Below are 14,810 nucleotides of genomic sequence, written 5' to 3'. Positions count from 1 at the left end.
TAAGATGAATAGATACAAAGGTTGAAACCATGCGATTTCCCTATTTTCAGTCCTCCTCAAAAATACATTTGTTCGTTCCTGAAAGAAAAACCTTGATTCTTCTTGTAAAAAGCGCAATAATTAAAATTAAATTTATTTCGAAAATTTAAACTTTAGGAGATGTAACAAATGAAAGTCGTTAAATTTGGGGGCAGCTCGCTCGCGTCAGGGGCTCAGCTAGAGAAAGTATTTCAAATTGTCACTTCTGATCCGGAAAGGAAGGCCGTCGTTGTATCAGCACCCGGAAAACGGCACCCCGAGGATACGAAAGTAACGGACCTGTTAATCGAATGCGCCGAACAGTACTTATTATCCAAAAAAGCGCCCGGCCTGGTTGAGGCGATTGTCGGACGGTATGCCGATATCGCGCTTGAGCTCGGACTTGACGATGGCGTGATCGACCGGATCCGGGCCGACCTGCTGCAGCTGCTCGAAGGTGATAAAACAAATCCGGAACGGTTTATCGATGCGGTCAAAGCAAGCGGCGAAGATAACAATGCCAAATTGGTAGCGGCTTACTTCAGGCACCGGGGAGTTGAAGCACATTATGTCAGCCCAAAAGACGCCGGACTGTTTGTGACGAGCGAACCAGGCAACGCACAAGTCCTGCCCGAATCGTATGACAATCTGTTTCAGCTGAGACAGCAAAAGGGCATCATCGTCTTTCCCGGCTTCTTCGGATTCAGCCGGGAAGGCGAAGTCATGACGTTTTCGCGAAGCGGCTCTGACATCACAGGTTCCATTTTAGCAAATGGATTGAAAGCCGAGTTGTATGAAAACTTCACTGACGTTGACGCCGTTTATTCTGTCAACCCGGCGATCGTATCCAACCCGAAAGAAATCCGCGAGCTGACATACCGGGAAATGAGGGAGCTGTCGTATGCCGGCTTTTCCGTCTTTCATGATGAAGCTTTGATCCCTGCTTTCCGGGCGCGCATACCGGTTCAGATCAAAAATACAAACAATCCGGACGCGGAGGGGACAAGAGTTGTCGCCACACGCGACAACACGAACGGACCTGTCGTCGGTATCGCCAGCGACAGCGGATTTTGTAGCATTTATATCAGCAAATATTTGATGAACCGCGAAATCGGCTTCGGACGCCGCGTTCTGCAAATCCTTGAAGATGACGGGCTGACGTATGAACACATTCCGTCCGGCATTGATGATATTACGATCATTTTAAGGCAGGATCAAATGGATCAAGCAGCGGAAAAGCGGATGATCAAACGGATCAAGGAAGAACTCGATGCCGATGAAGTGACGATAGAACACAATATTGCCCTGATTATGGTCGTCGGCGAAGCCATGCGCCATAACGTCGGAACGACGGCAAGAGCGTCAAAAGCATTGTCTGATGCCCGCGTCAATATCGAAATGATCAACCAGGGCTCCTCGGAAGTCAGCATGATGTTCGGCGTTAAGGAAGCTCAGGAAAAACAAGCGGTCCGCGCGTTATACCAGGAATTTTTCGCAAAAGTTCTCGTTTAAAAAACCCCTTTTTTTATGGGGTTTTTTTGTTGTCAGAAAATATCCCCTTCCCTAAAATTGCCTGCCTTAAATTCATTCACAAAACCGTTTTGAAAGCCGATATGTAAAGTAAATAAGTTGATGGGAGAACACCATATGAATCTGTTGAGAAATATAAAAATCAGAAGCAAACTATTTGTCATCATTATCATTTCAGCGCTGGCTTTGTCGATTGTCGGCATCCAGGGGATAGGCGGGCTGAGCAAGCTTTCCAAAGGTTCAGAGGTCATCTATCAAGATCAATTGGTTCCCAACCAGTTGTTTGCAAAATTAAAAGCGAACAACCTTGATCTTGACACGTACAAATTCGAGCTGATGGTGACGAAAGACAATGATCGAAATGAAACATTGCAAAAACACATTAAGGAAAAAAACGAAGAAAACAGCACCTTAATGGAAAAAATCGATCAGCTGAAATTAATGGACAACGTCTCTAAAAAATACGAGAATTTCAAAACCGAATACAAGAAATTGCAAGATATCAGCAGCGAGATGCTCAGTTGGGCGGTGAAGAACGAAAATGATAAAGCATATGATGTCTATCTAAAAGAGATGGAACCTCAAAGAGAAACGGTCAACCAGCTCATTGAAGACATTCAAACCTTAAATGCTGATAACGCCAAAACAATCTATCAGCGGGATTCTAAAGAAGCCGGTTCAATCATCACGCTTCTCATCATTGTCATTGCTGCAGCGCTTGTTTTATCCATCTCGATCGGCCTCTTAATGACAAGGCTGATCACAAAGCCGATCAAAGACATTCAGGCGCTGTTCGCAGAAACCGAGCAAGGCGATTTTACTGTCAAAGGAACATATCAATCGAAAGATGAATTGGGATTGCTGACATCATCATTTAACAAAATGGTAGCAGGCGTCCGTTCGATCATTGAAACGGTCGGCGAAACGTCGCACCAAGTTGCTTCTTCATCACAAGAGCTGAGCGCCAGCGCGGATGAAAGCACAAAGGCGAGCGAGTACATCTCAACAACGATCCAGGAGCTTGCAGTAGGCTCCGATCAGCAGGTGGAAAGCGTTGAAAACAGCAGAACCGTTATTACAGGAATGACCGAGTTTGCCGGAAGAATTTCTTCAAATGCCGAAAAAGCGGCCGCCACCGCTGACCAGACGGCGATGATGTCGCTTGAAGGCACGAAAGCCATTAATAAAGTGAGCACTCAAATGAAGTCTATTAATGAAACGGTCGTCTCTCTCTCAGAAGCATTTAAACATTTAACAGAGCGTTCCAATGAGATCGGAAATATTACCGAAGTGATTACGAGCATCGCCGAACAAACGAACCTGCTTGCTTTAAACGCGGCCATTGAAGCGGCCCGGGCGGGAGAACAAGGAAAAGGCTTTGCCGTCGTCGCGGATGAAGTCAGGAAATTAGCCGAGCAATCGGCCCAGTCGGCTGAACAGATTACAAGATTGATTACGATCATTCAAAACGATACGAAGCAGACGATGAATTCGGTCATTTCGGCAACCGGCGAAGTCAAAGAAGGACTTGTCGTCGTTCATGAAGCGGGAGGCGCTTTCCAAAAAATCGAAAACTCGATTACGGAGGTCGTCACACAGATCAATGACGTGACAAACTTAGTGAAAAACCTGACAGCCGGCGCAAGCGAAATCGAAACCGCCATTTCCGGCGTCAAAGAAGTAGCCGAAACAGCAGCGGGAAGCACGCAAACAGTTAGTGCGGCAACCCAGGAACAGCTTGCTTCAATGGAAGAAATCGCCGCCGCATCACAGATCCTCGCGCAAAACGCCGAAGAGCTGCAGCACCTGATCCAGAAATTCAAAATTAAAGATTAACAAAAACCCGCCAGACAGCGTCTGGCGGGTTTCTATTCATCATCATCTCTCGCTGTCAGCGGCAGACGGATGATAAATTTTGTTCCTTTGTTTTTCTCGCTTTCAATCTCTACCGTACCGTTGTGCAGGGCGACGAGCTGTCTGACGATCGACAGCCCCAGCCCGTATTCTCCGTAAGGGGTGTTCGTCCGTGATAAATCTGCTTTATAAAAACGATCCCAAATGTTTTCGATATCCTCTTCATCAATGCCGATTCCGGTATCCTCTATTTCGATCACCGTCTCCTTGTAGTCTTCCCGGCCTCTCAGCCAAACGGTTCCGTTCGTTGTGAATTGAATGCTGTTCTTCGTAATATTGACGAGTATCTGGATGAGCCGGTCGTAATCGGCATTGACCATCACATGATCCTCCACATCGAGGATCAGCTGATTCTGTTTCTCCTCAGCCTGAAGCGCCAGCTGCTCTTTAATGATTTCAAACACTTCGATCAGCGGATAATGCAGCTTTTGCAATGTAATCTGATTGGAGCGGATTTTTTCATAATCAAGGTTTTCGTTGACGAGGCGAATCAGCCTTTTTGTCTCCTCCGTAATCAGCTTCATACATTTATCCTGCTGATCTTCGGGTATCGTCTGGCTGTTCATCCCTTCCACTAAACCGCTGATCGTCGTCAGCGGCGTCTTCAGCTCATGTGAGACGTCAGTGATAAATTGCCGTCTCCGCTTTTCAAGCCGGTCGATTTCTTCGCTTGAGCTTTTTAACTTGCGGGCCATAATGTTAAAATCGTCTCCCAAATCACCGATTTCATCCTTATTGCGGTTTTCGATATGGATGTCATAATCTCCGGCGGCGACTTTTTTCGTTGCGTCGCGGAGCTTCTGAATGCGGGCGACATGGAATTTAGACGTCAGCCAGCTTAAAAGAATAGCGACTAAGATAACACCCGCCGCCGTAAAGAACATAAAGCGGTTCATATCGCTGATCATTTCCTCGGTCCCGCTGATCGGAGCGGTCAGCAGAATGCCTCCCTGAAATTCATTGTTGACGATATTGGGCAGCGCCACAACCGATACTTCCTCATTAAAACGGTTAAAGTCGGTTTTGACGACAACGGCCTTTCCATCTTTAAGCTCTTTCCATTCTTCATCACTGAGCAACAGTTTTCGCGGCCGCAAATCGGCCGGCGTCATCAAGACCTCTTTCTTTTCATTAAATAGAAAGAAGCTGATTTTCCTGCTTCGCAAAATTTCTTCAAACGGCTTCATAATGGCCGGCGCGCCTTTTGGCCGCATTTCCATTTCGCCCATGATGCGGTAGCCGAAAGAAGACAGCTCATCGACTTTGCTCTCGTACGCAAAGTCTTTGACAAAGTGGGAAAACAGCGCCCCGGTAATGAGAAAAGCCAGGATTAATATACTGATGTGACTGGCCAGCAGCTGATAGAGATACTTAATCTTCATCGAACTTGTACCCTACTCCCCATACGGTATAAAGAAACGGCCGCGAGTCGCTGCCAAGCTTTTTTCTCAGCCTTTTAATATGAACATCAACGGTCCGCTCGTCTCCGTAGAATTGATATCCCCAAACCTGCTCAAGCAGCTGCTCCCTTGAGAAAACCTGTTTTGGACTTTGCACCAGGTAATACAATAAATCGAACTCTTTAGGCGTCAAATTTTGAATTTGAACACCGTCCAAAAACACTTCTCTCGTTTTTTTATTGATTTTAAAATGTTCCGTTTCAAGCGTGTCGCTGTCAGCGGAATCCTGCCGACAGGCGCTTTGATACCTCCGGCTCACCGCTTTGATTCTCGCCACAAGCGCCAAAGGGCTGAACGGCTTTGTCACATAATCATCAGCCCCGAGCTCAAAACCGAGCACCTGGTCTGATTCCGTATCCTTTGCCGTCAGCATAATAATCGGAACCGTGCTCTCTTCCCTGACCTTTTTGCAGATCGTGACTCCGTCCATCGACGGCAGCATGATATCGATGATCAGCAAATCCCAATCATCCGATTTAAAACGGTTATATCCTTCAAGTCCGTCATGGACGAACTCTGTTTCAAATCCTTCTTTTGCAAAAAACATTTCTGTCATTGTACATACGCTTAAATTATCCTCGATCATTAATATTTTCATCGTCAATATGCCTCCGCTTGACAAACATTAGATTCATTTTACACAGGGCTCAGCCATTTCTCAATTCCATTCTGAATATTTAAAGGACTGGCAATAGTTTGGTCATAATTTATTCATAAGTAGCGGCTAAGATGAAATCAAGCATAAGGCAAAAGTCCTGCTGCCGTTTGACTTCGCAGCCATAATAAATGAAATAGATACGGAGGAATCACACGTTATGAATTTTTTCAAACGAGCCTTTTGGAGCATGAAAGCGAAAAAAGGAAAAACACTTTTACAATTGTTTGTTTTCACGATGATTTGCGTGCTCGTGCTGACAGGAATTACGATCCAGTCGGCGGCCGTGAAATCGAGCGAACTGGCAAGGGAACAGCTTGGAGGCAGCGTCACGCTCAAAGTTGACAGGGAAAAAATGATGAAAGAACAGCAGGAATCAGGAGAACGGAAAAGGTTTGAATCGACCCCCGTTTCTGTCAAATCAGCCGAGAAGCTTGCGAGCCTTGATTATGTCAAAAGCTATAACTACATCTCCTCAACGTCTGCTTTAGCGGACAATTTCGATCCGATCGAAAGCGGTGACGAGGATTCAACGGACTCAAACAGCGAGCAGCCGGCCGGACCGGGCGGCAATGAACAGGGCGGCCGGCAAATGATGCAGGCAGACGTATCAATCGAAGGTGTGACAAGCACAGCCCTTGTCGACGAATTTTCCGACGGGACGTCCAAGATCACAGAAGGCCGCGCTTTAACAAAGGATGATGTGAATAAAAAAGTCGCCGTGATTGAAGAAACGCTTGCCGAAGAAAACGATCTGAAGGTCGGCGATACGATCAAAGTCAAAGCGAGCAGCGATGAAGCTGCAACGATCAATTTAAAAATCGTCGGAATCTATCAAACGACTTCATCCGGTGATAATCAAGCGCAAAACTTCGCCTTTCTAAACCCTTATAACAAAATCTACACACCATATACGGCGGCATCGGCCTTAAAAGGCGACGATGATCAAAACGCGATTGATGAAGCGGTCTACAATATGGACGACCCCTCCAACATCGACGCTTTCATTGCGGCTGCCAAGAAAACAGGCATTGATTTGGATACATTTACATTGGACGCCAATGACCAATTGTACCAGCAGATGGTCGGCCCGATTGAAAATGTCGCGTCCTTCTCGAAAAATGTCGTCTATCTCGTCACAATCGCCGGAGCGGTGATCCTCGGACTGATCGTCATGATGTCAATCAGGGAGAGAAAATACGAAATGGGCGTTCTGATGGCGATCGGTGAAAAACGCTGGAAACTCGTCGGACAGTTTTTGACCGAAATCTTAATGATCGCAGTGCTTGCCATCGGCATCTCAGCATTAACCGGCAGCTTGATTGCCGGGCAAATCGGGAATCAGCTCTTGAGCCAGCAAATCGAACAAACGTCAGCTAGCCAGTCTGCAGGCGGAATGATGGGTCCAGGCGGCGGAGGCTTATTCGGACAAAGTACCGCTCAAGTCTCAGCCATTGATCAGCTCGACATCCAAGTATCCTTCGGGGACTTGATGGCACTCGGCGGCATCGGCCTTTTAATCGCGCTGTTCGCGACGCTCCTTCCGTCAATATCTGTTTTAAGGCTCCATCCGAAAACGATTTTATCAAAACAAGAATAGAAAGAAGTGAAGATCATGGGTACTATTTTAGAATTTCAGAATGTCGGCTATTGGTATAAAAATCAGAATCAGCCTCTTTTCGAAAAGATCAGCATTCAATTCAGCCAAGGGCTCTTATATACGATTGTCGGGACTTCCGGCTCCGGCAAAACGACCTTTTTATCGCTGGCAGGCGGACTTGATGTACCAAAAGAGGGAGACATCCTGTATAAAGGAGAAAACATTTCAAAAATCGGGCTGACCAGCTTCCGCAATCAAAATGTATCGATCGTTTTTCAATCGTATAACCTGCTGCCGTATATGACGGCTCTCCAAAATATCACATCGGCCATGGAAATTACCGGATCTCAGGTCAAAAACAAAGAACAATACGCTTTGGAGATGCTCGAAAAAGTCGGCATCGGCGAAAAGCAGGCCAGACAGAAAGTACTGACATTAAGCGGCGGCCAGCAGCAGCGTGTCTCCATCATCAGAGCGTTCTGCTGTGACACGGACTTAATCGTCGCCGATGAACCGACAGGCAACTTGGATGAAAATACATCAAAGGACATCGTCCGGCTCTTCCAAAACCTTGCCCACCAAGAAAACAAATGTGTCATCATGGTCACCCATGATGAACAGATCGCAAAAGTATCCGATGTCAACATCCGGCTTTCAAGGGGCGGCTTTACCGTCAAAAACCGCAGATCCGCAGGATAAGAGGAACGGCATGAGCCGTTCCCCTTCTTTTATTATGAAGCAAAAGCTTCTGCAGCAGCCGCCAAATAATACGAGAGGCCGGTTTGCTGATTTTCAAGCATCCCGCGATGAAAATCATCTTCGATAAAGAAGCGTGTCTGCGTCTGAAAATCACCGGGTGTGATCCCTAAAAACTTGAGGTGCCGTTTAATAGCGGTCTTTACTTGTTCATGGTCGTGTTTGACTCCATCTCTGAGCGCTTCGGCCATTCCATTCATAAAACGGGCCGCCTCTTCAGCTTTTTCATTCATTTCTTCCGCGATGATCGGTTCTCCTTTCAACAAATCGACGTCATATGCCTCCTTCAAATAGCGGTTCTGTTCAGCGAGTGCGTCCTCCCATTCCCTGCTGCTTGAAAACCCTTTAAACATTTTTGATTGATCCATTGCTTCTCCTTTCCCGGCCTGCTGAATCGAGAGATCGATCGTAGAAATCAGCTGTTTTATCCTGTCCAAACGGGCAGAAAAAAGACGTTTCTGCTCAGACAAAATCGTCAACCGATCAGCTTTGCCGTCCAGTATTTGCTTAATTTCCTTGAGCGGAAATTCGAGCTCCCGATAAAACAAGATATGCTGCAGCCGTTCCAGCTCTTTTACCCCGTACAGGCGGTAGCCGGCATCCGTCACTTCCGCGGGGCATAAAAGGCCGATTTTATGGTAGTGGTACAGCGTTTTGATCGTGATATTCGCCAACCCGGCCACTTCTTTTACCGTATAGAGCATCAAACTTCACCTCGTCTGTCATGTTAAAGGGTGCCCTAAGGGCGGGGTCAATCCATTACACGGCCTTTTTTTTATTTTTTTTCATTTTTACATAAGCGACTAGGCAAATAAAAGCGGGAAGGATCACCTGCATCGGCAAATGGACATATAAAGGAACAAACTCGATTCCTTCTTTGACATGCTCCGAAATGTTGCTGGCAATGGAGACAGATAAAATCAAAATGATAATGCCGATGACATGAACGATTTTGGATGGGTTTTTAAGCTTGAATAAGACGGTCACGCCTTCGGTTACGGCATACATGAAAATGCTCATCTTAAAAAAACCGCCAATTACCAACACGAGCATGAAAAATACATCAAGCCTGTCCAGAAATTCGGCTACTTGAATCGTCTGGATCGTACTCAGCAATGGGAAGCGCGACCTCATATTGAGGTCGACGCCAAGCACGCTGATGTTCAATGCCACATTAAAAGCCAGGATGATGCCGCTGATGGCGATTCCCAACAGCCCCGCTTTTTTCGCCTGTTTCTTTTCTTTTAAATACGGCAGGATCAATGTAAAGACGATAATTTCGCCAAACGGAAAATACAGCGTTTGCGTGAACACGGCATGAAGCATCGGACCGGGGCCGTTTCCGAGAATGGGCAAAAGCTCTTTCGGTTTAATCAAGCCTGACGAAACAATTAAGATGAGGCCCGTGACAGCGAGCCAAAACATGATGCCAAACAGCAGCTCCCCTGAACGGGCCAGGACTTCGATTCCTTTCCTCACGGTAAAAATACAAACTGCAATCAACAAACCATTCGCGAAGATAATCGGCGTATTCGGATAAGCCGATGTCAGCAGCATTTCGCCAAAATCGCGCAGAACCCTTGCCGCAATATAACAATAATAAACAATGTAGATAAAAGTCAGGCCCCAGCCAACCGGTTTTCCAAAAATATTCATCAGCGTTTCATAGGGAGAGGCATCAGGATTCACTTGGTAGAAAAAGTGGTGCATCATAAACAAAGCCAGTCCCCCGGCTGTTCCGAACAAGATCGCGATCCAGGCGTCCTGTTCTGCAGATTGTCCCGGAAAAATCAGCAGCGAGCTGCTGAGTTCAAACAAAACAATCAGCACGAACAGCTGTGAAGCACTGATTTTTGCTTTCTCCATTTAAAGCCCTCCTCTCTCTTTCATTCAAGAACGCCCTTCGTGATGATTCAAAATGTTCGGGTTGTTCCTTAAACCCGTTCTCCTTATATATGCGTTAACCGTAATGTCGACATCTGTGTCAGGAAAGTACCGGTTGCTCCACTCACCCTCCATCTTTTTCCACACTTTCGGGTGGTTGCGATACACAATATCACCGAATTGCAGAACATCCGTCTTGTTTCGCTTAACAATGTCAATCGTATTCTGCAATTCATTTTTCAGTTCCTTTGCCACCTTCCTTTCGATGTCGCTCAGCACTTTTGGATCATCCAAGTGAATCGGCACAGTTGTTTCGCCGATGTCCCCTTCCATGTCGACGTCAACCGAAATCGCCGGCTTGCCGTTTTTCAGGTGAGATCTGACTTTTGTTTTTTGGCGGATGACATCAAATGTGACGGCATCTTTCTCGTGATTTAATGTAATTGTCAGATACGTTCTGCTGATTTTATTGCGCAGCCATAAAACGCCTCGCGCGGTTTTGCCTTCAAGCCAGTTGACGAGCTTGCCCTCTTTAATGACTGCCAGCCCGTCCGCTTCGACTATTGCCTCAGGAGATGTAGACTGCACGTTTTCCATCTTTTCACCCTTCTCCTTGTTTCCGGTTACTTTAAAAGAAGAAATAATCGGGTGTTTTGCCTTCGATGTCAAGCACTTGACGACATCCTGCACGCTCGTTTTCATATGTTCTCCCAAATGCTCTTCAGTAAATTGCAGTGTCTTGTTTACTTTATTTGACGGGATCTTATCGATCGGCGTCAGCGTCCGGATGAATGTTTTCGCTTTTTGGCCGCGGGAAATAATAATCGTCGCCGTTGAACGGAAGTCGGTGTCCCGGTCAAGAACATTAAGAATTTTGATCAAGCCTTCTCCCTTGGCGAGTTTTTCATCAACAACCACGAGGTTCGTGTGGGAGTAATAAATTTCCCGCGACACTTTCGCCGACGCGTGCCTGCTCATTTCCGTCAGATTGTTGCCCGTCACAGAATAGCTTGAAACCGGCGGCCTGTCTCCTCCCTGTCCGCCTTGAAGGCCGCCTGTCACATTGATCGGATTGACGATCTGATAGCTCAATTCGTAATCTGTATCTTTACCTTTATCAATACCGATGGCAGTGATCAGCAGCAAATCTGTCAGCTCTCTTTTATCCCAGCATCCTTGAAGAAGAACAATGGCGGCCAGCAGGAGCACAATCTTAAGGCTTCGTTTCATTTGGATCACCATCTTCTTGTTTTGTCTTCATATCGCCTGAATCCGGAGGCTCGGGTTTCTGGTATTCTCCTTGGCGCACCTTATTGTCATTGCCGATCAGTTCAGGCCGCTTCTCATGTGTCCACCAAGGCAAACGAATGATGGAGTCGCCCCAGTTTTTCAAAATAAACGGCGCAAAAGGCGTCATATATGGAACACCGAATGAACGGAGGCTGCTTAAATGGACAAACATGATGATCAGTCCAAGAATAATACCGTAGAAACCCGTTGTCGCCGCGGCTAATATGAAGAAAAACCGAACCAGCCGCGCGGATATCGCCATGGCGAAGGAAGGTGTGGCAAAACTTGAAATCGCTGTGATCGCTACGACGATGACCATCGCCGGCGACACAATCCCCGCCTGAACCGCCGCCTGTCCAATGACGATGGCTCCCACAATCGAAACGGCAGAACCAATCGCTTTCGGAAGCCGGATGCCCGCCTCTCGCAAAATTTCAAACGAAATTTCCATGATCAGCGCTTCCACCACAGCCGGGAACGGCACGATTTCACGCTGCGCGGCAATTACGATCAAAAGCTCCGTCGGGATCATTTCCTGGTGAAACGTCGTCGCACCAACGTAGACGGCAGGCGCAATAAGCGAAATAAAAAAGATCAACACGCGTAAAAAGCGGATGAACGTCGCAATGTCAAAACGTGAATAGTAATCCTCAACAGATTGAAAAAATTGAATAAAAACGGCAGGGACAAGCAGGACAAACGGTGTACCGTCAACAAAGATGGCGATCCTTCCTTCAAGCAGATTCCCTGCGACCATGTCCGGCCTTTCGGTATGATATACCGTTGGAAAGGTCGTAAATACAGCGTCTTCGATAAACTGTTCAATATATCCCGATTCAAGGATGCTGTCGATCTCAATGCCAGCCATCCTTTTTTTGACTTCTTTCACCGTTTTCGGGTCGCACACTCCGTTGATATACATGATCGCCACATCGGTTTTTGTGACGCTTCCCATCGTCATTTTTTCAACCCAAAGATTCGGGTTTTTAATGATTCGGCGCACCAAAGAAATATTCGTGTCGAGAGCTTCGATAAATCCCTCACGTGAACCGCGGAATGCCTGCTGATTTTCAGGCTCCTTGATCGAACGCTTTTCCCCGCCTTTCGTGGTCGTAATAACCGCTGTTTCCGTTCCCTCGGCCAAAATGATCGTATCCCCTGCCATCAAAGATTCAAGCATCTTGTCCAATCGCTTTTCTTTTTCAACACCGCCCAGTGCGACGGCATCACTTGCAATCGTCTCAAGAACATCCCGTCCGTACTCCTTTTTCGCTAATTCTTCAGAGCTCATGATCGATTCCAGCAAAAAGTCGTGAATCGCTTTCTCATCTGTAATGCCGCCGACATAAACGACGGCTATTTCGATTTTCTCGTCAGCGCCCGTTTTTAATTTGCGGATGACAATATCCGCGCTGTTTCCGGTCGTTTCTTTAATCACGCTCAGGTTTTCGGCAAGCAAGGGGCGCACAAACCCGGATACATTTACGGTTTCTGGGTTTTTATCTCCGCTCATAAGAGATTCTTGTTTGTTATCTTTTTGATGACGACCTTTAAAAAAGAATGGCATGGCTGTCAGAATCCCCTTTTCGTTTTTCATATTTTTCCTTACGAAAGCACATTTATACTATTCCCGGGGGAATAGTGCTTTATGAAAAGAGAAAAAATAACGGGGAACGGAGAGTGGTGAAAAGTTGAAACTGATCGGAATCGGGCTTTTATTATTTGTTTCCTTAGAGACTTTTGCCGTCATGCTGGATGTATTTCAAGGCATGACCCTGCAAAGGGCCGTATTAAACTCCCTGACGTTTGCCATCTTAGAAGTGGGCGAGTGGATCATGATCCTTTTATTTTTATTTATCATTTTTCTCGAAGCCTCGGCGAACTTCCGCAAGAAGAAAAAAAGGACATAAAAGGCTCCCTATCAAAGGGAGCCTAAACTTCGATATTTCCATTAACCGTATCTGTCTCGTGGGAATGGATCATTCCTTTGACAATCGTATTGCCGATGATCAGGGTTTGTCTTGACGTATTGGTTTGAATTGCCGTTATCCTTGCGGCCGTATTGCTGCGGAGCGTGTTGTTGAGGATCGCCGAATCCGACGATTGGTCAAGATAAATGAGGATAGCCGGCAAGGACGGCCTGCTGAGCGTGATCGTATTGCCGATAATCTCGTGTGTTCCGCGGGTGAGATACATCGTGACGATCAGCGGTGAATCTTCGATGTCGTTTCCGATTATTTTTGTATGCTGATTTGTCGAGCAGTATATTGGAAAGTTTCTGAAACGGGTGAAGGTGTTTTGCCGAATGACTGCAGAAGCCGTATTTGTGATGGAGACAGCATATGACTCCGTCACCGTTTGAAAGCCGGCCGGCGAAATAAAGTTTCCTTCTATCACAGCATTTCCTTGCGATATCCAGATGCCTCTGGAGAATTGCTTGATGACGTTATCCTTTATTTGAACGTCATTGCCTGTGCTCCTGACCGCAAGAACGACATTTGCGATCTGATTGCCGGAAAACGTTACATTGTCTGATTGCATAATGCTGAGAGCGGTGCCGGACCTTTGCTCAGGCACGTCGTTTTCGATATCATTCCCTTCAATAAAGATTTGCGACGCTTGATAAGCAAGAATTCCGGCATTTACAAAATCACGGATTTGATTTCCCGTGACAAAAACGCTTTTTCCGCGGATATCGATGCCTGTCGAAAAACCGGAAATCAAATTCCCCTTGATAACGGCATCGCTTCTTGCTTCCAAAGCCCCTACACCGAGGCCGTTAATTCCGATGCCCTGTCCGGTGGATTCGGAGTTTTTCTTGATGATATTGTTTGCAATCGTCGTACTCGTCCCGTATCCGTATGAAATGGTGCCGTCTGCGATATTGCCTTCGATGATAACAGAAGTCCCGTTGAAATTGGAAATGGCATTGTTGACATTGCCTTTTAACACGTTGTTTCGGATGATGACATTGACGGGTTCTTCATAGACAATGTCTCCTTCACCGTAGCCTTCTATATCAATGCCAAAACGCGGAGCCGTGCCGTTGCCTGTCCCCGCATCTGCAATTTCGCATCCTTCAACAAGAACATTGTCGCACCCTGTGATTGACAAATTATTTCTTCTGGAGCGCCTGATTTCACAATCGGTTACCTTAATACGCTCCGACGGCTTATAGCCGTCTCCTCCGTTGCTGATAATGATTCCGTCTCCTGTAAAATCGGCTATTCTCACATGTTCAATGACGACATTTGACGCCCCTTCGATGCAAATTCCAAATCCCCATTCATGGGTCGGTCTCGGCGCCGGTGTATATGTGTGTTCATCCCTTTCCCCAATGATGCTGCCTCCGGATATTTTCACATTGGATGTTCCGCCTATATAAAAAGCAGCGTATCCCCATGAGCTGTTCGGTTTTACCTTGATGACGGCCTCCGCGTCCATCAAAATTTCAATATTGCCCGGAACATTGATGCCGGCGCCGCGAAACGGAGCACGCCGGTCGCCGTTTTTCGTCCCGTCAATCAGGTACGTGCCGTTCGGTATCCATACCGTGTTGTATCCCATCGACTTTGTCCATGCCAAACATTCGTTGATTGCATTTGTGGAATCTGTTTTGCCGTCGCCGACAGCACCGAACTTTGTCGCGTCAACCACTGTCATTCTCATTTCCTCAGGTTGCTGCTGCACGCTGTTTTCAGCC

Annotated in this window: 12 protein-coding genes; 5 read left to right on the top strand and 7 right to left on the bottom strand. The window is 46.6% G+C overall.

Going from position 1 to position 14,810, the window contains the following annotated elements:
* The first annotated feature begins 168 nt into the window (after positions 1-168).
* Positions 169-1,530, top strand: coding sequence for an aspartate kinase (locus MHH76_RS02515; RefSeq protein WP_020450169.1), 1,362 nt, complete (start codon positions 169-171; stop codon positions 1,528-1,530).
* 135 nt (positions 1,531-1,665) lie between these two features.
* Positions 1,666-3,384: a methyl-accepting chemotaxis protein gene (locus MHH76_RS02510; RefSeq protein ID WP_035337209.1), complete on the top strand. Its 1,719-nt coding sequence runs from the start codon at positions 1,666-1,668 to the stop codon at positions 3,382-3,384.
* A gap of 32 nt (positions 3,385-3,416) precedes the next feature.
* Here the strand turns inward: MHH76_RS02510 and MHH76_RS02505 are convergent, their stop codons facing one another.
* A complete protein-coding gene (locus MHH76_RS02505) occupies positions 3,417-4,844 on the bottom strand; it encodes a HAMP domain-containing sensor histidine kinase (RefSeq protein WP_035337212.1) in 1,428 nt (475 codons plus the stop codon).
* The gene (locus MHH76_RS02500) at positions 4,834-5,520 is read right to left on the bottom strand and encodes a response regulator transcription factor (protein WP_025810143.1); all 687 of its coding nucleotides are present in this window, start codon (positions 5,518-5,520) and stop codon (positions 4,834-4,836) included. The genes MHH76_RS02505 and MHH76_RS02500 overlap by 11 nt, the downstream gene beginning before the upstream one ends.
* 217 nt (positions 5,521-5,737) lie before the next feature.
* Here MHH76_RS02500 and MHH76_RS02495 point away from each other — a divergent pair, with 217 nt between their 5' ends.
* Positions 5,738-7,177: an ABC transporter permease gene (locus tag MHH76_RS02495; protein ID WP_035337214.1), complete on the top strand. Its 1,440-nt coding sequence runs from the start codon at positions 5,738-5,740 to the stop codon at positions 7,175-7,177.
* Positions 7,178-7,192: 15 nt separating this feature from the next.
* Positions 7,193-7,876 (top strand): ABC transporter ATP-binding protein, encoded by a 684-nt coding sequence (locus MHH76_RS02490; RefSeq protein WP_035337215.1) that lies wholly within the window; start codon positions 7,193-7,195, stop codon positions 7,874-7,876.
* A 32-nt stretch (positions 7,877-7,908) separates the two neighbouring features.
* Here MHH76_RS02490 and MHH76_RS02485 read toward each other — a convergent pair whose 3' ends face one another.
* From MHH76_RS02485 to MHH76_RS02470, 4 genes are read right to left on the bottom strand one after another with little or no spacing between them, the layout of a single operon-like run.
* Positions 7,909-8,637, bottom strand: a complete 729-nt coding sequence (locus MHH76_RS02485) for a MerR family transcriptional regulator (protein ID WP_035337217.1) — start codon at positions 8,635-8,637, stop codon at positions 7,909-7,911.
* Between the two features lie 55 nt (positions 8,638-8,692).
* Entirely contained in the window at positions 8,693-9,799 is a 1,107-nt protein-coding gene (locus tag MHH76_RS02480; RefSeq protein WP_035337219.1) for a GerAB/ArcD/ProY family transporter, read from the bottom strand.
* Positions 9,800-9,823: 24 nt separating this feature from the next.
* Positions 9,824-11,047 (bottom strand): Ger(x)C family spore germination protein, encoded by a 1,224-nt coding sequence (locus tag MHH76_RS02475; RefSeq protein WP_043054057.1) that lies wholly within the window; start codon positions 11,045-11,047, stop codon positions 9,824-9,826.
* On the bottom strand, positions 11,031-12,674 hold the full coding sequence (locus tag MHH76_RS02470; RefSeq protein ID WP_023855636.1) for a spore germination protein: 1,644 nt from the start codon (positions 12,672-12,674) through the stop codon (positions 11,031-11,033). The genes MHH76_RS02475 and MHH76_RS02470 overlap by 17 nt, the downstream gene beginning before the upstream one ends.
* A gap of 124 nt (positions 12,675-12,798) precedes the next feature.
* Here MHH76_RS02470 and MHH76_RS02465 point away from each other — a divergent pair, with 124 nt between their 5' ends.
* Complete coding sequence (locus MHH76_RS02465) at positions 12,799-13,017, top strand: hypothetical protein (RefSeq protein ID WP_023855637.1); 219 nt, start codon at positions 12,799-12,801, stop codon at positions 13,015-13,017.
* A gap of 22 nt (positions 13,018-13,039) precedes the next feature.
* On the opposite strand, the gene MHH76_RS02460 is transcribed toward MHH76_RS02465, so the two are convergent.
* The gene (locus tag MHH76_RS02460) at positions 13,040-14,776 is read right to left on the bottom strand and encodes a right-handed parallel beta-helix repeat-containing protein (RefSeq protein ID WP_023855638.1); all 1,737 of its coding nucleotides are present in this window, start codon (positions 14,774-14,776) and stop codon (positions 13,040-13,042) included.
* Positions 14,777-14,810 lie beyond the last annotated feature (34 nt).

This window comes from Bacillus sp. FSL L8-0193, from assembly GCF_037976065.1.
GTDB lineage: Bacteria > Bacillota > Bacilli > Bacillales > Bacillaceae > Bacillus > Bacillus paralicheniformis.
Note: the sequence above shows the minus strand (reverse complement) of the source record. Positions and strands in the feature narration are given on the sequence as shown.

Coding starts and splice junctions, on each gene's coding strand:
- MHH76_RS02470 (WP_023855636.1), bottom strand. CDS start 12,674: ATGCCATTCTTTTTTAAAGGTCGTCATCAAAAAGATAACAAACAAGAA.
- MHH76_RS02505 (WP_035337212.1), bottom strand. CDS start 4,844: ATGAAGATTAAGTATCTCTATCAGCTGCTGGCCAGTCACATCAGTATA.
- MHH76_RS02485 (WP_035337217.1), bottom strand. CDS start 8,637: ATGCTCTATACGGTAAAAGAAGTGGCCGGGTTGGCGAATATCACGATC.
- MHH76_RS02480 (WP_035337219.1), bottom strand. CDS start 9,799: ATGGAGAAAGCAAAAATCAGTGCTTCACAGCTGTTCGTGCTGATTGTT.
- MHH76_RS02475 (WP_043054057.1), bottom strand. CDS start 11,047: ATGAAACGAAGCCTTAAGATTGTGCTCCTGCTGGCCGCCATTGTTCTT.
- MHH76_RS02500 (WP_025810143.1), bottom strand. CDS start 5,520: ATGAAAATATTAATGATCGAGGATAATTTAAGCGTATGTACAATGACA.
- MHH76_RS02490 (WP_035337215.1), top strand. CDS start 7,193: ATGGGTACTATTTTAGAATTTCAGAATGTCGGCTATTGGTATAAAAAT.
- MHH76_RS02515 (WP_020450169.1), top strand. CDS start 169: ATGAAAGTCGTTAAATTTGGGGGCAGCTCGCTCGCGTCAGGGGCTCAG.
- MHH76_RS02495 (WP_035337214.1), top strand. CDS start 5,738: ATGAATTTTTTCAAACGAGCCTTTTGGAGCATGAAAGCGAAAAAAGGA.
- MHH76_RS02460 (WP_023855638.1), bottom strand. CDS start 14,776: ATGAGAATGACAGTGGTTGACGCGACAAAGTTCGGTGCTGTCGGCGAC.
- MHH76_RS02510 (WP_035337209.1), top strand. CDS start 1,666: ATGAATCTGTTGAGAAATATAAAAATCAGAAGCAAACTATTTGTCATC.